Raw genomic sequence first — 21,895 nt, forward strand, 5'->3', positions numbered from 1 at the left:
TGCCAAGTGCGACTACAACTGGGAGGGGCGCGCTATGTTAGCCAGTCCGCCGATGCTTTTAGTCTCCTCTGGAGGCGGCCCCCCCTGTCCCCGGCCCCCTGCCGGTGACGATGAAGATGCGCAAGGGCATCGACGACGACCACATCACGTATCTCGACGCGGGACGCATCGCGGTCGAGGAGGGCGTGACCGCCATCGCCCTGCACGGCAGGACCGCCGCGCAGCACTACGGCGGCACGGCGGACTGGGACGCCATCGCCCGCCTCAAGGAGCACGTGCCGGAGATCCCGGTCCTCGGCAACGGCGACATCTGGTCGGCCGCGGACGCGGTGCGGATGGTGCGGGAGACCGGGTGCGACGGGGTCGTCGTCGGCCGCGGCTGCCTCGGCCGGCCGTGGCTCTTCGGTGACCTGGTCGCCGCCTTCGAGGGGCGCGCGGAGTGCGCGAGCCCGACCCTGCGCGAGGTCGCCTCGGTCATGGTCCGGCACGCCACGCTCCTCGGGGAGTGGATCGGCGACGAGGCCCGCGGGGTCATCGACTTCCGCAAGCACGTGGCCTGGTATTTGAAGGGCTTCGCGGTCGGCTCGGAGATGCGCAAGCGCCTCGCGATCACCTCGTCCCTGGCCGAACTGCGCGCCGGACTGGACGAGCTCGACCTCGACCAGCCGTGGCCCGCGGGCGCCGACGGCCCGCGCGGCCGGACCTCGGGCAACAACCGGGTCGTCCTGCCGGACGGCTGGCTCAAGGACCCGTACGACTGTGCGGGCCTCTCCGAGGACGCGGAACTCGACACGTCCGGCGGCTGAGCCCGCCGTCCGCAGAGCGCCGGGTCCCCGGCCGCACCGACCCGGTCCCTCAGGCGCCTCCCACCGCCGTGAGCAGCGCCAGCGGGGCAGCCGCCGAGCGGGATTCACGGACGCAGGCGTGGGGGCAGGGGACCGGCTCGGGGTGGGTGTCGCGGCCGTAGCCCGCGATGGCCTCCGGGAGCCGGTGGCCGGCGGCCGTGGCCGCGTCGACCAGGGCGTGGGCGACGGTTCGGGCCTCGTCGTGCAGGCCGTAGCGGGCGAGACCCAGACAGATCAGAGCGTTGTCGTGGGGCCAGACCGACCCCCGGTGGTACGAGAGCGGGTGGTACGCCGACTGGCCGGCGGCGAGTGTGCGCACACCCCAGCCGGAGAAGAAGTCCGGTGCCAGCAGACGGCGGCCCACCAGCTCGCCGTACTCCTTGTCCAGCAGCCCCGACCAGAGCAGATGCCCCGCGTCGGAGGCGAGCGCGTCGACGCGCCGGCCCTCGCCGTCCAGGGCCGGCGCGGGGAAGGAGTGCTCCGGCATCCAGAAGTCCCGCTGGAAGCGGTCGCGCAGGTCGCCCGCCGCCTGCTCCAGCAGGGCCGCGTACACCTCGTCGTCCCACACCGTCCGCGCCAGGTGCGCGGTCCGGCGCAGCGCGTCGTACGCGTATCCCTGCGCGGCCGCCGACATCACCGGGCCGGTGGCCCGGCCGCCCTCGGCCGAGCAGATGGCACCCGGGGAGTCCTTCCAGTTCTGGTCGGCGAGACCGCCCTTGTCCGCCCGGTGGACGAGGTAGCCGCGGGAGGTGAGCCCCCCGTGGTCCAGCATCCAGCCGACGGCCGCCCGCGCGTGGGGCTCCAGCCGGCGGGCCGGGGCGACGTCACCGGTCCGCTCCACGTAGGCGCCGAGCAGGACGAGGAACAGCGGGGTCGCGTCCACCGAGCCGTAGTAGCGGCCGTACGGCACCTGGCCGAAGTGCGCCAGCTCCCCGTGCCGCACCTCGTGCACGATCTTGCCGGGCTGGGCGACCGGTCCCGTGCCCGTCCCGGACGCCTGCGTCGCGGCGAGTGCCGGCAGCGTGGCGGCGGCCAGCCCGGGACGGTAGGGCAGGGCGAAGAGCGAGGTGAGCAGGGCGTCGCGGCCCAGCAGGGTGAGGAACCAGGGGACTCCGCCCGCCGGGACGCGCAGTTCCTCGCCCTCCGGGCCCCGGGCCGGCACCTGGAGCACCGCGAGGTCGGACAGGCCCCGCGCGCAGGCGGCGGCCAGCTCCGGCCAGCCGGTCGGGAAGGGAACACCCTCCGCGAACTCATCCTCCAGGGCGAGCAGTTGCTCGGTGGCGACGGTGGGGGAGGCCGGGGCGTCCGCCGTCAGGACCGCGCCGTGCGGGCGGGCCGCGACCCGCAGCGCCAGCTCCGCCGAACCGTGCGGGGCGAGATCCAGGGACCAGACCAGGCGGCGCGCGCCGGTGCCGGTCTCCTCCACGCCGTCCGGCGCCGGCTCGGACGTGACGGTCGTACGGGACCGCCACTCGCCGCGCCGGTAGCCGAACTCCACCCCGTCGTCGAGGACGTCACGGGTGCGGACGGCGCCGCTCTTGGCGTACGTACGGTGGTCGGAGCGCAGTTCGAACTGGTCCGCGAAGTCGGCGTCCGCGGTGACGGCGACGCGGACCGTCAGGGGCGTCGGACGGTTGCTGGTCACCCGCACCGCCTCCACGAACGCCCCCTCGGTGACGGCCTGTTCACGGAAGAGCGTGTACGCGGGCGGTTCCTGGCGGTTGCCCCGCGGCACGAGCACGCAGCGCGCCGTGTCCCCGTCCGCGACCGGCGTCAGCGCCTCGGGAACGGCGCCGTCGACGGTCAGCTGCCAGCGGCTCAGATGCCGTGCGTCGCGCACGAACAGGCCGTCCGGCGATCCGCTGCCCCGCACCCCGCTGATGTCCCCGCCGTCGCCCACGGCGGCGAACGTGCCGCCCCGCACGAGCAGATGATGCCGGTCCGTCATCCCCGGTCCCCTTCCTCTTCCTCGTCCCCGATGCCGAACGTGCCGGTCCCCGTGCGGAACACGCCTCGCGCGGCGTGTCCGGGGGACTCGTGAAGCAGGTCGAGGGTGAGCGCGGCCGTCCAGCCGAAGCCGGACGCCCCGCAGCCGTCCCCGGTGTACGGGTCCACGTACTCGGCGAACCCCGTCGCGCCGGCCGTGTCGAGCAGCGCGGCCCGCAGCCCGTCGGCCCGGCCGTGCTCCCCGTGCAGCCGCAGCCCCCGCTCCAGCAGCCAGTTGGTGTTGAACCACGCGGGGCCGCGCCAGTACCGGCGCGGATCGAACGCCTCGCCGGTGAGGTCGTAACTCGGCACGAGCCGGGTGGCGGTGCCGAGCCCGAAGCGGGGGCCGGACACGGTGCCGACGAGTGCGGCCGCGACCTCGCGGGGGAGCGTGGGCAGCATCAGCGGTACGAGGCCGGCGACTCCGCGCTCGGGGATCGGCTCCCCGTGCACGTCCCGGCAGAGGAACATGCCCTCCGCCGGGTCCCACAGCCGTGCGACCAGCGCCGCTGTGAGGCGCTCCGCCCGGCTGCGGCGGGCGGTCCCCGTCGCGCCGAGCTCGTACGCGATACGGGCCAGGGCGTGCTCGGAGGCGATCAGCAGGGCGTTGAAGGCGGGGTCCTCGACGGCGAACTCACCGGGCCCGTCCGCGTATCCGCGGTCCCGGTAGTCGGCGGCGAGGCGCACGTACCGCCCGTAGTCCAGATCCGTCGGCCGGTCCTCGGCGGCTCCGTGGTCGAGGTCGGCCCGCCGGAACGACCGGGGTGACGCCGGTGTGATCCGGCTCAGCGGCCCGTCCCAGCAGGGGCTGTTGTCCATGCCCTGCTCCCAAGGGTGGACGACCGACGCGAGGCCGCCGCCGCCCAGATCGCGGCGGTGCAGCAGATAGCGGTGCCAGGCGGCGAGGCGCGGGTAGAGCCGGGACAGGAAGCCGCGGGCGCGTGACAGGCCGGGGTCGGCGCGGTGCACCAGCCAGGCCGCCAGGGCGTGCACCGGTGGCTGGACGATGCCCGAGGTCTGTACGGTGCGCGGGGCGCCGACGGCGCGCCCCGCGGTGGTGGAGCGCCAGAAGTCCGGGCTGGGGAAGTACGCGTCGAGGGGTACGGAGGGGTTGAAGACGATGTGCGGGATCCGTCCGTCGGTCCACTGGGCGCCGAGCAGCGTCTCCAGCTCGGTCTGCGCGCGTAAGGGGGACAGATGACGCAGGCCGATCGCGATGAACGCGGAGTCCCAGGACCACTGGTGCGGGTACAGGTCCCGCGAGGGCACCGTCGACGTCCCCGTCCAGTTGCCGTTCAGCACGCGCGCGGCACTCCCGAGCAGCGCACCGGAGGTGCCGCCCGGGTCGTACACGACCGTTCCGGCGGCGCTGCTCCGGCCCGGACCGGCCGCGGGCGGCGGGCCCGAGGTGCGTACGGCGGAACCAATTCCCGTGCGATGGGCGGCGATTGGGGCTGTGCGGTCCACTCAGGTCTCCCCGAAGACGTCCGGTCGGCCGGTTCGGCCGTACCCAGCAGAGGGTTACGTCTGTTTAACACGCAAAACTCAATATGTAATGCGGAGTTGGTGAGCGCAAGAGGGTGTGCGCAGCAGGAAGGACGGCGAGGGTCATGAGAGCCGGGAGCCAGGCGAGCGCGGGCGAACTGCTCCAACTGGTGCGCAGCGGCCGGGCGACGACGCGCGGCGCGCTGCAACAGGCGACGGGGCTGTCCCGGGCCACGGTCGGACAGCGTCTCGACCGGCTGTTCCGCGCGGGCTGGCTGCGCGAGGGCGCGGGCGGCCCGGTCGGCTCCCCGCTGGGCGGACGGCCCTCCATCACCCTGGAGTTCGACGATGCCCATGCCGTCGTCCTCGCGGCCGACCTCGACACCCGGCACGCCCGGGTGGCCCTCCTCGCCCTCGGCGGGGAGATCCTGGCGGAGCACACGGGGGCCCTGGACCTCAGGGACGGTCCGGACGTCGTCCTCGGCGAACTCGGCCGCCGTTTCGCCGAGCTGCTGGACAAGGCCGGGCGGGACGCCGGGACGGTGTGCGGGATCGGGCTGGCCGTACCGGGGCCCGTCGACAGCGAGACCGGTCTGGTCGTGCAGCCGCCGATCATGCCGGGCTGGGACGGCTACGACCTGCGCGGCCGGCTCGGCCGTGCCTTCGCCGAGCACGCGGGCGCCGACGGCGGTGCCCGCGTGCCGGTCCTGGTCGAGAACGACGCCAACCTGATGGCGTACGGCGAGCAGCGCGCCGGCTATCCGGACTGCTCCGCGTTCGCCCTGGTCAAGGTCTCCACCGGGATCGGCGCCGGGGTCGTGGTGGGCGGCGCGATCTACCGCGGCGTCGACGGGGGCGCCGGGGACATCGGGCACATCCGCGTCCCGCAGGGTGCCGACGCGCTGTGCCGGTGCGGCTCGTACGGCTGCCTGGCCGCCCTGGCGAGCGGCGGCGCCGTGGCGCGGCGGCTCACCGAGGCGGGGGTGCCGGCAGCCTCGGGCTCGGACGTGCGGGAGCTGCTGGCGGCGGGGCACCCCGAGGCGGTCGCTCTGGCGCGGGAGGCCGGCCGGCACGTCGGCGACGTCCTGGCGACCGTGGTGACGCTGCTGAACCCGGGTGTCCTGATGATCGCGGGCGATCTGGCCGGAACCCACTTCCTCACGGGCGTGCGCGAGCTGCTGTACCAGCGGGCGCTGCCCCGCTCCACCGCTCATCTTCAGGTGGTGACCTCCCGTCTCGGTGACCGGGCCGCTCTGGTCGGGGCCGGGGCGCTGGTCGTGGAGCACCTGTACGCGCCCGGGCGGGCCGAGGAGCGGCTCGCCGAGCTGGGGCTCTGAGGGGGCCGGGACCTCGTACGTGTCGTCCGTGTGACGCGTCCGCGACGTCGTCCGCATGATGAAATACGGGCCTCGCCGACGGCGTGATTCTCGCCACCCCTGATAGGGGTAGCGCTCAGATGAGCGAATTAGGGGCGGATCCACTTCCCTAAGGGGTGGCACTCAGTGCCACCCCTCAATCGTTCACGGCATGAACTCAGGCGTGCCAGGTGGTGCTCAGTTGAGCGCGATGGGAGGTCTGCGAGCGTGAACACGTTCAAGAAGTGAAAACACGACCCTCCCTCCCCTGTCCGCCGACGACTTTGGATCTGGTGGCGGACGAGTGGTTACGGGCGCATGACGCGCAAGTGGACGTACCCAGGTGCCTTCGATCTGGGTATGTTCCTCGCCGTCAGGGCAGCCACCGTCACGTCGAGGAGTCGAGACCCGTGTCGGAAAACAAAGATCCCCATGTAGCGCAGAGCGGTGCCGAGGACGTGAAGTTCGTTTACGACTTCACGGAAGGCAACAAGGACCTCAAGGACCTGCTCGGCGGCAAGGGCGCGAACCTCGCCGAGATGACCAACCTGGGTCTTCCCGTCCCGCCGGGCTTCACCATCACCACCGAGGCGTGCAAGACCTACCTCGACAGCGGCGAGGAGCCGGCGGCACTGCGTGACGAGGTGAGTGCACACCTCGACGCCCTCGAGCAGAAGATGGGCAAGAAGCTCGGCCAGGCCGACGATCCCCTCCTGGTGTCGGTCCGTTCCGGTGCGAAGTTCTCCATGCCGGGCATGATGGACACCGTCCTGAACATCGGGCTCTCCGACAAGTCGGTGCAGGGCCTGGCCAAGCAGGCCGGCGACGAGCGCTTCGCGTGGGACTCCTACCGGCGCCTCATCCAGATGTTCGGCAAGACGGTCCTCGGCGTCGACGGCGACCTCTTCGAGGAGGCGCTGGAGGCGGCCAAGGCGGCGAAGAAGGTCACGGTCGACACGGACCTCGAGGCCGCCGACCTGAAGAAGCTCGTCACCAAGTTCAAGAAGCTCGTCAGGACCGAGGCGGGCCGGGACTTCCCGCAGGACCCGCGCGAGCAGATGGACCTCGCCATCCACGCGGTCTTCGACTCCTGGAACACCGACCGCGCGAAGCTCTACCGCCGTCAGGAACGCATTCCGCACGACCTCGGCACGGCCGTCAACGTCTGTTCCATGGTCTTCGGCAACCTCGGCCCCGACTCCGGCACCGGTGTCGCCTTCACCCGCGACCCCGCCTCCGGCCACCAGGGCGTGTACGGCGACTACCTGCAGAACGCCCAGGGCGAGGACGTCGTCGCGGGCATCCGCAACACGGTCCCGCTCGCCGAGCTCGAGCAGATCGACAAGAAGTCGTACGACCAGCTGATGCAGATCATGCAGACCCTGGAGAACCACTACAGGGACCTCTGCGACATCGAGTTCACCATCGAGCGCGGCCAGCTGTGGATGCTCCAGACCCGTGTCGGCAAGCGGACCGCCGGTGCCGCCTTCCGCATCGCCACGCAGCTCGTCGACCAGGGCCTGATCGACGAGGCCGAGGCGCTCCAGCGCGTCACCGGCGCGCAGCTCGCCCAGCTGATGTTCCCGCGCTTCGACGAGGCCGCCAAGGTCCAGCAGGTCGGCCGGGGCATCGCCGCCTCGCCCGGTGCGGCGGTCGGCAAGGCGGTCTTCGACTCGTACACCGCGGTGAAGTGGTCGCGTTCGGGCGAGAAGGTCATCCTGGTCCGCCGCGAGACCAACCCGGACGACCTGGACGGCATGATCGCGGCGGAGGGCATCCTCACCTCGCGCGGCGGCAAGACCTCGCACGCGGCCGTGGTCGCGCGCGGTATGGGCAAGACGTGCGTGTGCGGCGCGGAGGAGCTGGAGGTCGACACCAAGCGGCGCCGGATGACGGTGCCGGGCGGCCATGTCGTCGAGGAGGGCGACGTCATCTCCATCGACGGCTCCACCGGAAAGGTCTACCTGGGCGAGGTCCCGGTCGTCCCGTCCCCGGTCGTCGAGTACTTCGAGGGCCGGATGCACGCGGGCGCCAACGACGCCGACGAACTGGTCGCCGCCGTGCACCGGATCATGGCGTTCGCCGACCGCAAGCGGCGCCTGCGGGTGCGCGCCAACGCGGACAACGCCGAGGACGCGCTGCGGGCGCGGCGCTTCGGCGCGCAGGGCATCGGCCTGTGCCGTACGGAGCACATGTTCCTGGGGGACCGCCGCGAACTGGTCGAGCGTCTGATCCTCGCCGACACGGACACCGAGCGCGAGGAGTCCCTGAAGGCACTGCTCCCGCTGCAGAAGCAGGACTTCGTGGAGCTGTTCTCGGCGATGGACGGCCTGCCGGTGACGGTCCGGCTGCTCGACCCGCCGCTGCACGAGTTCCTGCCCGACATCACCGAGCTGTCGGTCCGGGTCGCCCTCGCCGAGTCCCGCAAGGACGCCAACGAGAACGACCTGCGTCTGCTCCAGGCCGTGCACCGCCTGCACGAGCAGAACCCGATGCTGGGCCTGCGCGGCGTGCGCCTCGGCCTGGTGATCCCCGGCCTGTTCACCATGCAGGTACGGGCGATCGCGGAGGCCGCCGCCGAACGCCGCAACGCCAAGGGCGACCCGCGCGCGGAGATCATGATCCCGCTCGTCGGCACGGTCCAGGAGCTGGAGATCGTCCGCGAGGAGGCCGACCAGGTCATCGCCGAGGTCCAGGAGGCCACCGGAGTCCAGCTCGACCTGGCCATCGGCACGATGATCGAGCTGCCGCGGGCCGCGCTGACCGCCGGTCAGATCGCCGAGGCCGCGGAGTTCTTCTCGTTCGGCACGAACGACCTCACCCAGACGGTGTGGGGCTTCTCCCGCGACGACGTGGAGGCCAGCTTCTTCACCGCGTACCTGGAGAAGGGCATCTTCGGAGTCTCCCCGTTCGAGACCATCGACCGGGACGGCGTCGGCTCGCTCGTGCGCAGCGCCGTCGAGGCCGGGCGGGCCACCCGCCCCGACCTCAAGCTCGGCGTCTGCGGCGAGCACGGCGGTGACCCGGAGTCGGTGCACTTCTTCCACGAGGTGGGCCTCGACTACGTCTCCTGCTCGCCGTTCCGGATCCCGGTGGCGCGACTGGAGGCCGGGCGTGCGGCGTCCTCCTCCGCGGGGAGCGACCACCGCTAGTGCGGTGAACCTTTCTGGTCACAGCAATGGACCCCCGGGATCGCCGCCGGTCACTTCCTGACCCTCACCGACACGGCGACGACCCCGGTGCACCGGGAGAGGGCGGTACCCCTGTGCGGGGGGTGCCGCCCTCTCCCGCGTCCGCGTTCCGCTTCCGGGTGCGGGGTCCCGCGGCGGCCCGGACGCGGGCGTACGGTGAGGGAGCAGATCGTCGGAGAGGGAACACGGCTTCGGAGAGGGAACATCCGTCATGACCGGCTGGAACGCGAGCGACATCCCCGACCAGAGCGGCCGTACCGCCGTCGTCACCGGCGCCAACAGCGGCCTCGGCTACGTCAGCGCACGGGAGCTGGCCCGGCGCGGCGCCCGCGTGCTTCTCGCCTGCCGCAGCGAGGAGCGCGGACAGGAGGCCGGTGACCGCCTCGTCGCCGAAGTGCCGGGCGCAGACGTGCGGTTCGTCCGGCTGGACCTCGGCGAGCTGGCCTCCGTACGGGAGTTCGCCGCGGCCTACCCGTACGAGCGGCTCGACCTCCTCGTCAACAACGCCGGTGTCATGGCGCTGCCCCGGGGCCGCACCGCCGACGGGTTCGAGACCCAGTTCGGGGTCAACCACCTCGGGCACTTCGCGCTCACCGGACTGCTCATGCCCGCCCTGCTGAGCACTCCCGGCGCGCGGGTCGTGACCCTGTCCAGCATGGTGCACGCGCTCGCCAACCTCGACATCGACGACCTCAGCAGCGAGCGCGAGTACCGGCGCTGGATCGCCTACGCCCGCTCCAAGACCGCGAACCTGCTCTTCACCCACGAGCTGGCCCGCCGGCTCGCCGCCGCCGGGGCCGGCCTGGTGTCCGCCGCCGCGCACCCCGGGTACGCGTCCACGAACCTCCAGGCCGCCGGGCCGCGGATGGAAGGGCGCCGGGGCGCCGAGCGGTTCGCGGAGCTCGGCAACCGGGTCTTCGCCCAGAGCGCCGAGGCCGGCGCCCTGCCCACGCTGTACGCGGCCACCGCGCCCGGTGTCCGCCCCGACTCCTTCACCGGGCCCTCGTTCGCGATGTGGCGCGGCGCGCCCGCGCCGTCCTGGCGTGCCCCGTGGACCCGCGACGACCGGGCGGGCGAACTCCTGTGGGCCGCCTCCGAACGGCTGACCGGGGTCACGTACGACGCCCTGAAGGTGTGACGGCCGGCGCCGGGACCCTCGGGGACCGGCGCCGACGGCTCACGGGCAGTGGCCGGTGTGCTCAGAGGGAGCCGCCGCCGTCGACGACGAGGTCCGTGCCGACGACCGAGGCCGCGTCGTCGGACGCCAGGTACAGGACGGCGGCGGCCACCTCCTCGGTCCCCGACACGCGGCCGAGCGGCACCGTGTGCCGCATGCGTTCCGCGCGCCCGGCCTCGGTCTCCCCGGGGCGCAGCGACATCGTGGTCGCGGTGGCGCCGGGGCTGACGGCGTTGATGCGCACGCCGTCGCCGATGTGGTCCAGGGCGGCGGCCCGGCTCAGCGCGGTCACGGCGGCCTTGGAAGCGCCGTAGGCGGCGGTGCCGGGAACGCGGGTGTGGGCGCCGATGTTGGAGGCGACGTTGACGATCGCGCCGCCGTCCGGCTGGGTGCGCATCCGGCGGATCTGGGCCCGCAGGGCCAGGAACACACCCGTCACGTTGGTGTCGAGCTGGGTGTGCCAGTCCGCCTCCGGGAGGTCGGCGACCGGCAGGCCGCCCCGGAAGACGCCCGCGTTGTTCACCGCCACGTCCAGCGAACCGAAGTGGCCGACGGCCGCCTCGACGAGCGCATGCGCCCCGCCGGGGCGGGCCACGTCGGCGGGCACGGCCAGCGCCGTGCCGCCCCGTTCCCCGATCAGCGCGACCGTCTCGTCGAGCGGGGCCGCGGTGCGCCCGGCCACGACGACGTGCGCGCCCTCGGCCGCGAACGCGAGGGCGGTGGCGCGGCCGATGCCGGAGCCGGCGCCGGTGACGAGGACGGTCCGGCGGGAGAAGCGGTGAGCCATGATGTCTCTTTTCTGGACCGATCGTTTCAATATGAGGGCGTGCGGAAGGGCGCAGGGCGTACGGGTGCGCCCTCGCGGGGGAGGGGCGGGGGTCTCAGTCGAGCAGGGTCAGTGCCTGTTCGGCGGCGTCCCGGACCCGGGCCGGGTCCGGCGAGGCCTTGCCCACCACGCGCAGGCCCTGCATCAGGACCAGCAGCATGCGGGCGAGTGCGCGGGGATCGCGGCCTGCGGCCAGCTCCCCCTGGGCGCGGGCGCGGACGAGGGCGGAGTGCAGCAGGGTCTCGAAGTGGTCCCAGCTGTGCTCGACCCGGCGCGCGGCGGCCGTGTCGTGCGGGGCCAGCTCGGTCGCCGTGTTGGTGACGAAACAGCCGTTCAGGCGGGTGCCCGCGGTCGCCGCCTCGACGGCGAAGCGCCGCACCACCGTGCGTACGGCGGGCAGTGCCGGGCCCGGCTGGGACAGCTCGCGCAGCAGGTCCGGGTCGCGGGACTCGCTGTACCGGTCCAGCGCCCTGAGGTAGAGCTCGTGCTTGCTGCCGAACGTCGCGTAGAGGCTGGCGCGTCCGACGCCGAGGCGCTCGACGAGGTCCGCCATCGACGTCGCCTCGTAGCCGCGCTGCCAGAACAGCTCCAGGGCTGACTGCAGCGCGGCGTCCGGGTCGAACTCCTTGGTCCTCGCCACGCACGGCAGCCTAGACTTTTGTGGAATGATCGGTCAAGTATAGGTGTGCGGTGTGCGGGGCGTCAGAAGGCGCGCACCTCGTAGGCCGCGACGTTCACCGACTCGTCGTCCAGGCACTGCCCGGAGGTCAGGTCGAAGCGCTGCTTGAGCAGCGGCGAGGCGACGAACGGCCGCCCCCCGTGACTGCCGGTCAGGCCGCGGGAGAGGACCGCGGCGCCGGTGAACGGGTCGCGGTTGTCGATGGCGTACGTCCGGCCCGCGCGGTCGAGGAAGAGCGCGACCTGGCGGCCGTCGGGCAGCAGCGCCGCGACGCCGCGGCCCGGCGTCAGCAGGGACAGGTCACAGACGGTGAACCAGTCGTCCGCCAGGCGGAGTTGGACCTTCAGGGCCGTGGTCTCGGGGGCGATCGTCATCGCTGGACGCTTCCTTCCAGGGCTTCGGCGGACCGCGTGCCGATGGTGAGCAGCGGCAGGTCGGGCTTGATCTGGTCGCGCTCCGGCACGAAGCCGACGACCGGGTCGGGAGTGTCGGGCGCGTTCACGAAGGACACGAACCGGGCGAGCTTCTCGGGGTCGTTGATGGTCTCGGCCCACTCGTCGCGGTAACCCGCGACATGGGCCCGCATCAGGCCCTCCAGTTCCTCGCAGATGCCGAGCGAGTCGTGCACCACCACGTCGCGCACGTGGTCGAGGCCGCCCTCGATCCGCTCCAGCCAGGTCGACGTGCGCTCCAGGCGGTCGGCCGTGCGGATGTAGAACATCAGGAACCGGTCGATCAGACGCACCAGTTCGGCGTCCGACAGGTCCTGGGCGAGCAGGTCGGCGTGGCGCGGGGTCGCGCCGCCGTTGCCTCCGACGTACAGGTTCCAGCCGTTGGAGGTGGCGATGATGCCGAAGTCCTTGGACTGGGCCTCGGCGCACTCGCGGGCGCACCCGGAGACCGCCGACTTCAGCTTGTGCGGGGAGCGCAAGCCCCGGTAGCGCAGCTCCAGGTCGATCGCCATGCGCACCGAGTCCTGCACGCCGTAGCGGCACCAGGTCTGGCCCACGCAGGACTTGACGGTCCGCAGCGACTTTCCGTACGCGTGCCCCGACTCGAAGCCCGCGTCCACCAGCCGGGCCCAGATCAGCGGCAGCTGCTCCACGCGCGCACCGAACATGTCGATGCGCTGGCCGCCGGTGATCTTCGTGTAGAGCCCGAAGTCCCGGGCCACCTCGCCGATCACGATCAGCTTCTCCGGGGTGATCTCACCGCCCGGGATGCGCGGCACGATCGAGTACGAACCGTTCTTCTGGAGGTTGGCGAGGAAGTGGTCGTTGGTGTCCTGGAGCGCGGCCTGCTCGCCCTCCAGGACGTAGCCGCCGGCGCCGATCGTCGGGGCCAGCGAGGCGATGATCGAACCGATGGCGGGCTTGCAGGTCTCGCAGCCGTCACCGCCCCGGGCGTCCTCGCGGCCGTAGCGGTCCAGCAGCGCCTGGTAGGAGTTGATGCGCAGGGCGAGGACGATCTCGTACAGCTCCTCGCGGGTCTGCGTGAAGCAGCCGCACAGTCCCTTGTCGACCTCGACGCCGCTCGCCTCCAGCTCGGCGGTGACCAGCTGGCCGAGCACCTTCACGCAACTGCCGCAGCCCGTACCGGCCTTGGTGCACTTCTTCACCTCGGGCACGGTCGTGCAGGAGTGCTCGGTCACCGCGCCGCGGATGGTGCCCTTGGTGACGTTGTGGCAGGAGCAGATGACGGCCTCGTCCGGCAGCGCCGACGGGCCGAGGGTGACCTGGCCGCCGGAACCGGCCGGCAGGACCAGCTGCTCGGGCGCGACCGGCGGCACGGACCCGGTGAGGGCGCGCAGGGTGCCGTACGCGTCCGCGTCGCCGACCAGGATCCCGCCGAGCAGCCGGCCGTCGCGGCCGATGACCAGCTTCTTGTAGGTGCCCGAGCGGGAGTCCGCGTAGACGACGTCGAGGCAGTCCGCGGCCGTGCCGTGCGCGTCACCGAAGGAGGCGACGTCGACGCCGAGCAGCTTGAGCTTGGTGGAGAGGTCGGCGCCCGTGAAGCTCGCCTCGTCCGCCGCGATGGTGGCGGCGGCCGTCTCGGCCATCTCGTAGCCCGGCGCGACCAGGCCGTAGACCCGGCCGTCCGACGCGAGAGCGCACTCGCCGATGGCGAACACCTGCGGGTCGGAGGTGCGGCACTGCTCGTCGACGCTGATGCCGCCGCGCTCGCCGACCGTGAGCCCGGTGTCGCGGGCCAGCTGGTCCCGCGGCCGGACACCGGCGGAGAACACCACGAGATCCGTGGCGAGTTCGGAGCCGTCGGAGAGTTTCATGCCGGTGACCGCGCCGTCCTCGCCGACGACGATCTCCTGCGTGCCCGTGCCCGTGTGCACGGTCAGGCCCATCTCCTCGATGGTGCGCAGCAGCGCGGCGCCGCCGCCCTCGTCGACCTGCACCGGCATCAGCCGCGGCGCGAACTCCACGATGTGCGAGGTCAGTCCGAGCCCCTTGAGGGCTCCTGCGGCCTCGAGGCCGAGCAGACCGCCGCCGACCACGGCACCGGTCGTCGCCCGCGACTTCGCGTACTCCTCGATGGCGAGCAGGTCCTCGATCGTGCGGTAGACGAAGCAGCCCTCGGCGTCCTTGCCGGGGACCGGCGGGACGAAGGGGTACGAGCCGGTGGCGAGGACGAGGGTGTCGTAGCCGAAGACCTGACCCGAGCGGGCCGTCACCTTCCTGGCCTGCCGGTCGATCGTCTCGGCCGGGTCGCCGAGGTGCAGCTCGATACCGTGCTCCTTGATGAACTCCTCGTCGCTGAGCGACAGTTCCTCAGGGGTGCGGCCCGAGAAGTACGAGGTGAGCTGGACCCGGTCGTACGCGGGGCGGGGCTCCTCGCACAGCACGACCACTCGGTGCGTGGCGGTCAGGCCGCGCTCGGCGAGCGCTTCGAGGAAGCGCTGGCCGACCATGCCGTGGCCGACGAGCACGATCGTTGGGGTGCCCCCCAGGGTGGCGGTCATCAGGAGCCTCCGTCGTTGGTGAGCAGGTGGAGCAGTGGGGCGCCGTCCGTGGGGAGCGGCTCTGCTCCCTCCCAGGCGCGCGCGAGCGCGCCGACGGTGCCGAGTTCGCCGACGAGTACGCCGCCGACCAGGCGGTCGTCGCGGACGACGACCTTGCGGTAGGTGCCCCGGGTGGCGTCGGTGAGCTGGATGACGTCGTCGCCCGGGCGGGGGTCGGTCTCGCCGAAGGCGGCGAGGTCGAAGGGGGCCTGCCCGGTCAGGGTGAGCCGGGTCAGCGCGCGGGTGCCGCTGTAGCGGGCGGCGGCGTCGCCCGTGGCGCCGGCGAGCAGTTCGGCCAGTACGTCGGCCTGTTCGAGGGCCGGTGTCGCCAGGCCGTAGACCGTGCCCTCGTGCTGGGTGCAGTCGCCGATCGCGTGGATGTGCGGGTCGGACGTCCGCAGCTGGTCGTCGACGAGGATGCCCTTGTGGACGGCCAGGCCCGCGTCCTGGGCGAGCCCCACCCGGGGGTGGACCCCGCAGGCGAGGACGACGAGCTCGGTGTCGAGGGCGTACCCGTCGGCCATCTCGACCGACCGGACCGCCCCGGCGACGCAGCGCACGTCCCGCACCCGGGTCTCCGTGTGCACCTCGACGCCCAGGTCGGTGAGGTGCCGGTGCACCAGCCGGGACGCGGACGGGTCGAGCTGGCGTTCCATGAGCCGCTCGGCCTGCTGGGCGAGGACCACCTGGGCTCCCCGCACGGCCAGCGCCCGGGCCGCCGAGACGCCCAGCAGACCGCCGCCGATGACGACGGCCCGGGTGCCCTGCCGTACGGCCTTGGACAGGCCGAGGCAGTCGTCCATGGTCCGGAACGCGTGCACGCCCTCGGGCAGTTCGTGCCGCTCCTGGGCGAACAGGCCCCGCAGGGGAGGCAGTACCGGGTTCGAGCCGGTCGCGAGGACCAGCGTGTCGTAGGCGATCACGGAACCGTCCGCGCAGCGCAGCGTGCGGGCGGCGCGGTCGATGCCGGTGACCCGGGTGCGGACCAGACCGGCCGGGGCCGGCAGGGCGATCACCTCGGGGGCGTACCGACCGGCGAGGACCTCGGCGAGCAGCACCCGGTTGTAGGGGCGGTGCTCCTCCTCGCCGACGAGCACGACGGACATGCCGAGCTCGTCGAGCCGCCGGGCGAGCCGGGCGCCCGCGATCCCGGCGCCGATCACCACCACACGCGTTTTCGAGGTCATGCCAACAGCGTGCGCGGCCGGTGTTACCCGGTGGCATCACTCCCGTTTCCCGCGGGGAACGCTGCGCTCAGCGCGGGCCCGGGGCGGGTGTGAGGGTTGTGGCGGGCAGCCCGCGGGGCGCTGTGAGAGAACCAGCTCCCGTACCGGAGGGTGCGGCGGCCCCGGGAGCCGCGTCGGCCCCGTGCCGTGTCGGCCCCGCCGCCCCGGTCCCGTGCCGTGTCGGCCCCGCCGCCCCGGCCCCGGACCGCAGGTGAACGCATCGCGCCGCCCCCGCCCGAACCTCAGAAGACCCTCAGGTCGATGGACGCCACAACTACCTCGTCCGTAGGGTCCGGTCCATGCCCGACATATCGCTGACCATGGTCGTCGTCCTGTGCCTCGCCTCCCTCGCGGCCGGCTGGGTCGACGCCGTGGTCGGCGGGGGCGGGCTGCTCCTGCTGCCCGCCCTGCTGCTCGGCCTGCCGGACTCCGGGTCGGCCGCCCAGTACGCGCTCGGCACCAACAAGGCCGTGGCGATCGTCGGCACGACCGGCGCGGCGGTGACCTATGCGCGGAAGGCGCCCGTGGACGTCGGCACGGCCGTGCGCATCGGACTCGCGGCGCTCGCCGGCTCCACGGCGGGCGCGTTCGTCGCCGCCGGGATGAGCACCGAGGTGCTGAAGCCCGTCGTCATGGTCGTCCTGCTCGGCGTCGGGGCCTTCGTGATCCTTCGCCCCGCCTTCGGCACCGCCCCGTCGACGGAGCCGGTCCCGGCCCGCCGGGTCCTCGCCGCGATCGGGCTCGCGGGCCTCGGCATCGGCTTCTACGACGGACTGATCGGCCCGGGCACCGGCACGTTCCTGGTGCTCGCCCTCACCGCACTCCTCCACCTCGACCTGGTGACCGCCTCCGCCACCGCCAAGATCGTCAACTGCTGCACCAACGCGGGCGCGCTGGCGATGTTCGCCTGGAAGGGCACGGTCTTCTGGCAACTGGCCGCGCTGATGGCCGTCTTCAACCTCGCCGGCGGCATGGTCGGGGCGCACACCGCGCTCAAGCGGGGCAGCGGGTTCGTCCGGGTGGTGCTGCTGACGGTGGTCTTCGCCCTGGTCGTGAACCTGGCCTACCAGCAGTGGCTGGCCTGAGCCCCGGCAGGAACCGGCACACCGGTGCCGGGCGCCCGACGGCTCGGGTCCGCCCCGGCCGGCACCGGCACCGGCACGCCGGTCCGTCCCGCCCGACGGCTCCCGGCAGGCCGGCTCAGCGGCTCACGGCGGGCAGGTTCAGCGGCTCCCGGCCAGATGGGCGAAGACGACCACGTTGCCCTGGTAGCCCGTCGCCTTCGAATAGCCGCCGCCGCAGGTGATGACGCGCAACTCGGGGCGCCGGGCGGCGCCGTACACCTTCTCGTCGGGGAAGTGGCGGGCGTCGTACACCTCGACCGCGTCCACGGTGAAGACGGCGACCGAGCCGTCCCGCCGTGCCACCTCGACGGGGCTGCCCTTCTTCAGGCCGCCGAGACGGTAGAACACGGCGGGGCCCTCGGCGTTGTCGACGTGACCGGCGACGACGGCCGTGCCCGTCGCACCCGGGGTGGTGCCCGCCTCGTACCACCCGGCGAGATTCTTTCTGGCGGCCGGCGGTACGTCCAGGCTGCCCTGCGGGGTCAGCCCGAGCCCCATCAGCGGGGCGTCCACCGCGATGGCGGGGATGCGGATGCGGTCGGGCGGGGAGGGCGGCAGCGCCGGTGCCGCGGACTGCCTCCCGGCCGCTCCGGGCGACGCCGCCTGCGCGGCCGAGGGCTGCGGCGGCGTCCGCCGCTCGGTGCCGCTGTGCAGCAGCCACGCGCCGGAGCACAGGGCCGTCACGGTGACGGCCGATATGGCGAGGTTGCTCAGTCCGCGCACATGAGCCTCCTGTCTCGGTGCCACGGGGGCCCGCGTCCGGTCCCGGTGCCACGGTGCCCGCGCCGGTGGGACGGGCCGGGTCCGCCTCCCCCTCCGGGCCGCGAGGGGCGTCGGACCCGGAGGGGGAGGGGACGGCGGTGCCTGGGGACGGACAGCGGAGGGTGTCCGTCAGAACCCGTCGCCTCTCGCCCGGCGATGCAGGAGCCAGGTACCGCCCGCGGCGGCGACGGCCAGCGCCGCCACTCCCGCCGCGGTCTGCACGGGGTCGGGGCCGAGTGCGCCGCCGACCCCCGTCTTCACACTTCCGCGCGGGTGCACCCGCTGCTCGGTGGAGGTCAGGGTGACCACCAGGTCACCGGCCGCGCGCCGCCCGCCGGAGCACTTCGCGACGATCTCGTACGTCCCGGGCTGCGCGCCCGGCGGCACCCGGAACCGGCCGGCCGCGTCCTGTCCGTCGGCGCCGGGGGCCAGCGCGAACGTGCCCGCGCCGACGGCGCTGGCGTCGCCCGTCACCGTGTCCTCGGCACCGCACGCCTCCGTGTCCACGGCGACGTCGGCGCCGGGGGCGACGGCGGACGGGTACACCTCCAGGGTTCCGGTGTCCTCGCCGTACGCGGGCGCGCCGTACGCGGGCGCGGCGGCAAGCCCCGCGGCGGCGACGGCGAGCGCGGTACCGGTCAGCAGACGGGTTGTGCGCATCGTGTTGCTCCTCCGAGAGGGCGCGGCCCGCGGCACCCCCATGTGCCGCTGCGTCGGTCGCACCCCTGCCCTACCGAGGTAAGTGGCACCGGGCCCGGCCCGCTTGCCGAGAAGGCGCCGGAAACGGCGTGAACAGGGCCGGTCACGGGGCGCGCCGGGGCAGGACCGCTGCCGTTCCAGCAGGTCACCGGCGTACGGCCGGTGTGTCCTCGAAGAGATGCCCAAGGGCGAGGGGCGCGGGTGTGAACGGGTGACCCGGCCGTCGCGCACCCCCCGGCTCGCCGGGAGGACCGCCTGTGACGTGACCGCGGACAGCGCGCGCCGGGGTGCGGGCCGCCGCGCCGACGCGGGACGTCCGGGACGTGCCGCATCCCGCGGAACGGCCGGACCACGACCCGCGCCGCGGCCGGCCGCACCCCGTCGCGGGCCGGTTCAGCCCACGGACACCGCACTCCAGGCCGCCGCCACCGCGCGGTACTCCGTGCTGTCCGCGCCGTACAGGTCCTTCGCCGCGTTCAGCGTCGCCGTCCGGGCGCCCGCGTAGTTCGTCGAGGACGTCATGTACACCGTGAGGGCGCGGTACCAGACGGCGCCGAGCCTGTCCCGGCCGATGCCCTCCAGGGTCGCCCCGTCGCACGTGGTGCCGTTGTGCTGGACACCGCCGATGACCTTGGGGCCGCTGCCCTCGGCGAGGAGGTAGGCGAAGTGGTTGGCGACGCCGGACGAGTAGTGGACGTCGAGGCCGCCGACCGAGGAGCTCCAGCAGTCGGCGGACTTGCCGTCCTTGGAGGGCTGGTCCATGTGACGCAGGGCGGGCTTGCCGAAGCCGGAGCGGACGACCTCCTCGCCGATCAGCCAGTCACCGGGATCGGAGGTGTTGTTCGCGGAGAACTCCACCAGTGTGCCGAAGACGTCGGAGGTGGCCTCGTTGAGACCGCCGGACTCCCCGGAGTACGTGAGCCTCGCCGTCTTCGACGTCACGCCGTGCGACATCTCGTGCCCCGCGACATCCAGGGACACCAGCGGGCCGAAGGTCGTCCCGTCACCGTCGCCGTACGTCATGCAGAAGCAACTGTCGTCCCAGAAGGCGTTGTTGTACTTGTTGCCGTAGTGCACCCGGTTGTACGAGCCCTTGCCGTCCCCCGCGATGCCGTTGCGGCCGTGGGCGTTCCGGTAGTAGTCCCACGTCCGGTCCGTGCCGTACTGGGCGTCGACCGCGGCCGTCGCGCGGTCCGCCGTCGTGCCGGTGCCCCAGTGGTTGTCGGCGTCGGTGAAGAGCGTCGCGGGCGCCCGGCTGAAGCAGATCCCGAGGATGCACAGGTCCGTCTTGTTCGCGGCGTCGCCGGTGTAGGTGTTCCCGCGCGTCGGGTCCTTCAGCTCGTACGCCGATCCGGACGCCGTGGTCTCCAGCGGGACCGTGCCGCCGTAGAGCGACTGCCCGTCGCCGGTCGCCGCCTCGACGCTGTCCCACGCGTCGATCCGTCCGCCGGTGCGGGCGTCGGTCAGCACGGTGCGGGCGACCGGGTTGCCCAGCGGGTCCTGCCCGGCCACGTCCGTGCGCCACGCCAGCCGGGCGGCGCCGTGCAGGGCGTCGACGACCAGCCGCGGTCTGGCCTTCACCTTCCTGAGGGTCTCGCCCGGGTTCGCGGCGCGCAGGGCGGTGTGCGCCAGGTCGGCGGCCTCGGCGGCGGAGAGCTTCGGTGTGACGCCGGAGAGCGAGACGGTGCGGGTGGTCGCGCGGTCGGCACCCCGGTAGGCGCCGCCCGGTGCCAGGTGGATCACGAAGTCGCCGCCCAGGACGGGGAGTCCGCGGTACGTACGGTCGTAGCGCACGTGCTGGGCGCCGTCCGCGTCGATGACGACGTCGCGTACGCCGGTGTCCTGCGCGGAGGTCAGCCCGAGGCGTCCGGCCTCCTTCGCCAGGGCCGAGGCGGCGTGGGCGATCGCGGTGTCCCGGTCGGGCCGGCCGGCCGCGCCGGCGGTCGGGGTCAGTGCGGCGGCGGCCAGCAGCCCGGTGGTGGCGGCGGCCAGGCCGGCGGTGGCGAGACGGGAACCTCGGATGTGCCGTGTCCGACTCATCTGTCTCCTCGGGGAAGCGCCGCGGGGCGCGTGGGGGGTGGCGCGGAGTGCCCCAGATTTAAGGGGGCATGACATGTCATGTCCATAGCGTTGACGGGGGGATGTGTGTGGGTGTGTGTGGAGCGAGAATCGTTTCTGCGAAGGCGCGAACGAGGGCCCGGAAGAGGAGACCGATCATGGCCACGGCCGACTGGCTGACCGTCCTGACCACGACCGGCACCGCGGGGAAGGCGCAGGCGCTCGCCCGGGGCGCGGTGGAGGCCCGGGCCGCGGCGTGCGCGCAGATCTCCGGCCCGGTCACCTCCGTCTACCGCTGGCAGGACGCCGTGGAGACGGCCGAGGAGTGGCAGGTGCTGTTCAAGACGACGGGCGCCCGGTACGACGCGCTGGAGGCGTACCTGCGCGAGGCGCACGACTACGACACCCCCGAGATCATCGCGACGCCCGTCGTGCGGGGGAGCGCGGACTACCTGCGGTGGGTCGCGGAGGAGACGGGGACCGGCGCGTGACCCGGCCGCCGCTGCCCTTCTTCGTCTACGGCACCCTGCGCCCCGGCGAGCCCAACCACGGCCTCTTCCTGCGCGGCCGGACCCGCTCCGGGGAACCGGGCCGGATGCGGGGAGCGGCGCTCTACGACGGGCCGGGGTACCCGTACGCGGTCCCGGAGCCCGGCGCCGCGGTGAGCGGTGAGCTGGTCACCGCGCTGCCCGAGGCGTACGGGGAACTGCTCGCGGAACTGGACCGGCTGGAGGAGTACACCCACGCGCGGGGCGACCCGCGCAACCTCTACGAGCGGGTCGCCCGGGAGGTGACACGCGCGGACGGCACGCCCGTGCGGGCCTGGGTGTACGTGGCCGCGCCCGCGGTCGCCGCCCGGCTGCGCGCCCGCGGCAGACGCATCGAGAGCGGCGACTGGCACACCCGCCGTTGAGCCCTAGCTCTTGCCGATCGCCTCCACCCGCACCGCGCACGCCTTGAACTCCGGCATGCGGGAGGTCGGGTCGAGGGCCGGGTTGGTCAGGGTGTTCGCGCGGCCCTCGCCCGGCCAGTGGAAGGGCATGAAGACGGTGTCGGGCCGGATGCCGGTGGTGACGCGGGCCGGTGCGACGGCCCGCCCCCGCCGGGACACGACGGCCACCGGGTCCCCGTCCACGGCCCCGAGCCGCTCGGCGAGCCGCGGATGCATCTCCACGAACGGGCCGGGTGCGGCGGCGTTCAGCTCGTCCACCCGCCGGGTCTGGGCGCCCGACTGGTACTGCGCGACCACCCGCCCGGTGGTGAGCAGGACCGGGTACTCGGCGTCCGGTTCCTCGGCGATCGCCCGGTGCGACACGGCCACGAACCGCGCCCGCCCGTCCTCGGTGGCGAACCGGTCGAGGAAGAGGCGCGGCGTGCCGGGGTGGACCCCGTCGCCGGACTCGCCGGACTCGCTGGCCGGGTCGCCGGACTCGCCGGACTCGCTGGCCGGGTCGCCGGACTCGCCGGAC

Annotated in this window: 17 protein-coding genes and 1 pseudogene; 7 read left to right on the forward strand and 11 right to left on the reverse strand. The window is 73.3% G+C overall.

Features of this window, described 5'->3' with window-relative positions; translation table 11 throughout:
- Positions 1-92: 92 nt before the first annotated feature.
- Positions 93-806 (forward strand): annotated as a pseudogene (locus AC069T_RS24775) (tRNA dihydrouridine synthase); the annotation flags it as partial.
- A gap of 49 nt (positions 807-855) precedes the next feature.
- Here the strand turns inward: AC069T_RS24775 and AC069T_RS24780 are convergent.
- Positions 856-2,793 (reverse strand): amylo-alpha-1,6-glucosidase, encoded by a 1,938-nt coding sequence (locus AC069T_RS24780; RefSeq protein WP_478784797.1) that lies wholly within the window; start codon positions 2,791-2,793, stop codon positions 856-858.
- A complete protein-coding gene (locus tag AC069T_RS24785) occupies positions 2,790-4,298 on the reverse strand; it encodes an MGH1-like glycoside hydrolase domain-containing protein (RefSeq protein WP_478784798.1) in 1,509 nt (502 codons plus the stop codon). Before AC069T_RS24785 ends, AC069T_RS24780 begins: the two co-directional genes overlap by 4 nt.
- A 143-nt stretch (positions 4,299-4,441) precedes the next feature.
- Between AC069T_RS24785 and AC069T_RS24790 the strand changes: the two genes are divergently transcribed.
- From AC069T_RS24790 to AC069T_RS24800, 3 genes are all read left to right on the forward strand, one after another.
- Positions 4,442-5,653: an ROK family transcriptional regulator gene (locus tag AC069T_RS24790; protein ID WP_478784799.1), complete on the forward strand. Its 1,212-nt coding sequence runs from the start codon at positions 4,442-4,444 to the stop codon at positions 5,651-5,653.
- A gap of 428 nt (positions 5,654-6,081) precedes the next feature.
- Entirely contained in the window at positions 6,082-8,823 is a 2,742-nt protein-coding gene (gene ppdK / locus AC069T_RS24795) for a pyruvate, phosphate dikinase (protein ID WP_478784800.1), read from the forward strand.
- Between the two features lie 250 nt (positions 8,824-9,073).
- On the forward strand, positions 9,074-10,000 hold the full coding sequence (locus AC069T_RS24800) for an oxidoreductase (protein WP_478784801.1): 927 nt from the start codon (positions 9,074-9,076) through the stop codon (positions 9,998-10,000).
- 61 nt (positions 10,001-10,061) lie between these two features.
- On the opposite strand, the gene AC069T_RS24805 is transcribed toward AC069T_RS24800, so the two are convergent.
- The 5 genes from AC069T_RS24805 to AC069T_RS24825 all read right to left on the reverse strand — a co-directional run bounded on the left by AC069T_RS24805 (position 10,062) and on the right by AC069T_RS24825 (position 15,744).
- Positions 10,062-10,826, reverse strand: coding sequence for an SDR family NAD(P)-dependent oxidoreductase (locus AC069T_RS24805; protein WP_478784802.1), 765 nt, complete (start codon positions 10,824-10,826; stop codon positions 10,062-10,064).
- A 94-nt stretch (positions 10,827-10,920) separates the two neighbouring features.
- Positions 10,921-11,505: a TetR/AcrR family transcriptional regulator gene (locus AC069T_RS24810; protein WP_478784803.1), complete on the reverse strand. Its 585-nt coding sequence runs from the start codon at positions 11,503-11,505 to the stop codon at positions 10,921-10,923.
- Positions 11,506-11,567: 62 nt separating this feature from the next.
- Complete coding sequence (nirD, locus tag AC069T_RS24815; protein ID WP_478784804.1) at positions 11,568-11,918, reverse strand: nitrite reductase small subunit NirD; 351 nt, start codon at positions 11,916-11,918, stop codon at positions 11,568-11,570.
- A complete protein-coding gene (gene nirB / locus AC069T_RS24820) occupies positions 11,915-14,518 on the reverse strand; it encodes a nitrite reductase large subunit NirB (protein WP_478784805.1) in 2,604 nt (867 codons plus the stop codon). The genes nirD and nirB overlap by 4 nt, the downstream gene beginning before the upstream one ends.
- Complete coding sequence (locus AC069T_RS24825) at positions 14,518-15,744, reverse strand: NAD(P)/FAD-dependent oxidoreductase (protein ID WP_478784806.1); 1,227 nt, start codon at positions 15,742-15,744, stop codon at positions 14,518-14,520. The genes nirB and AC069T_RS24825 overlap by 1 nt, the downstream gene beginning before the upstream one ends.
- Positions 15,745-16,082: 338 nt before the next feature.
- Between AC069T_RS24825 and AC069T_RS24830 the strand changes: the two genes are divergently transcribed.
- Positions 16,083-16,868, forward strand: coding sequence for a sulfite exporter TauE/SafE family protein (locus tag AC069T_RS24830; protein ID WP_478784807.1), 786 nt, complete (start codon positions 16,083-16,085; stop codon positions 16,866-16,868).
- A 138-nt stretch (positions 16,869-17,006) separates the two neighbouring features.
- On the opposite strand, the gene AC069T_RS24835 is transcribed toward AC069T_RS24830, so the two are convergent.
- The 3 genes from AC069T_RS24835 to AC069T_RS24845 form a co-directional block, all read right to left on the reverse strand.
- Complete coding sequence (locus AC069T_RS24835; RefSeq protein ID WP_478784808.1) at positions 17,007-17,630, reverse strand: class F sortase; 624 nt, start codon at positions 17,628-17,630, stop codon at positions 17,007-17,009.
- 168 nt (positions 17,631-17,798) lie between these two features.
- On the reverse strand, positions 17,799-18,329 hold the full coding sequence (locus tag AC069T_RS24840; RefSeq protein WP_478784809.1) for a hypothetical protein: 531 nt from the start codon (positions 18,327-18,329) through the stop codon (positions 17,799-17,801).
- A 432-nt stretch (positions 18,330-18,761) separates the two neighbouring features.
- Positions 18,762-20,408 (reverse strand): M4 family metallopeptidase, encoded by a 1,647-nt coding sequence (locus AC069T_RS24845; protein WP_478784810.1) that lies wholly within the window; start codon positions 20,406-20,408, stop codon positions 18,762-18,764.
- Between the two features lie 176 nt (positions 20,409-20,584).
- Between AC069T_RS24845 and cutA the strand changes: the two genes are divergently transcribed.
- Both cutA and AC069T_RS24855 read left to right on the forward strand, forming a co-directional pair.
- Positions 20,585-20,917 carry a divalent-cation tolerance protein CutA gene (cutA, locus tag AC069T_RS24850; protein ID WP_478784811.1) on the forward strand — a complete coding sequence of 111 codons (333 nt, stop codon included), beginning with the start codon at positions 20,585-20,587 and terminating at the stop codon, positions 20,915-20,917.
- On the forward strand, positions 20,914-21,339 hold the full coding sequence (locus tag AC069T_RS24855) for a gamma-glutamylcyclotransferase family protein (protein WP_478784812.1): 426 nt from the start codon (positions 20,914-20,916) through the stop codon (positions 21,337-21,339). Before cutA ends, AC069T_RS24855 begins: the two co-directional genes overlap by 4 nt.
- Before the next feature lie 3 nt (positions 21,340-21,342).
- Here AC069T_RS24855 and AC069T_RS24860 read toward each other — a convergent pair.
- Positions 21,343-21,895: molybdopterin oxidoreductase family protein (locus AC069T_RS24860; RefSeq protein WP_478784813.1), on the reverse strand; the 553-nt coding region annotated here is incomplete at its 5' end.

Source organism: Streptomyces sp. NPDC043867 (assembly GCF_056435845.1).

Excerpts from the sequence above, each read along its gene's own strand:
- AC069T_RS24780 (WP_478784797.1), bottom strand. The coding sequence starts at position 2,793 with ATGACGGACCGGCATCATCTGCTCGTGCGGGGCGGCACGTTCGCCGCC.
- AC069T_RS24790 (WP_478784799.1), top strand. The coding sequence starts at position 4,442 with ATGAGAGCCGGGAGCCAGGCGAGCGCGGGCGAACTGCTCCAACTGGTG.
- AC069T_RS24800 (WP_478784801.1), top strand. The coding sequence starts at position 9,074 with ATGACCGGCTGGAACGCGAGCGACATCCCCGACCAGAGCGGCCGTACC.
- AC069T_RS24805 (WP_478784802.1), bottom strand. The coding sequence starts at position 10,826 with ATGGCTCACCGCTTCTCCCGCCGGACCGTCCTCGTCACCGGCGCCGGC.
- nirD (WP_478784804.1), bottom strand. The coding sequence starts at position 11,918 with ATGACGATCGCCCCCGAGACCACGGCCCTGAAGGTCCAACTCCGCCTG.
- nirB (WP_478784805.1), bottom strand. The coding sequence starts at position 14,518 with ATGACCGCCACCCTGGGGGGCACCCCAACGATCGTGCTCGTCGGCCAC.
- AC069T_RS24825 (WP_478784806.1), bottom strand. The coding sequence starts at position 15,744 with ATGACCTCGAAAACGCGTGTGGTGGTGATCGGCGCCGGGATCGCGGGC.
- AC069T_RS24830 (WP_478784807.1), top strand. The coding sequence starts at position 16,083 with ATGCCCGACATATCGCTGACCATGGTCGTCGTCCTGTGCCTCGCCTCC.
- AC069T_RS24840 (WP_478784809.1), bottom strand. The coding sequence starts at position 18,329 with ATGCGCACAACCCGTCTGCTGACCGGTACCGCGCTCGCCGTCGCCGCC.
- AC069T_RS24845 (WP_478784810.1), bottom strand. The coding sequence starts at position 20,408 with ATGAGTCGGACACGGCACATCCGAGGTTCCCGTCTCGCCACCGCCGGC.
- cutA (WP_478784811.1), top strand. The coding sequence starts at position 20,585 with ATGGCCACGGCCGACTGGCTGACCGTCCTGACCACGACCGGCACCGCG.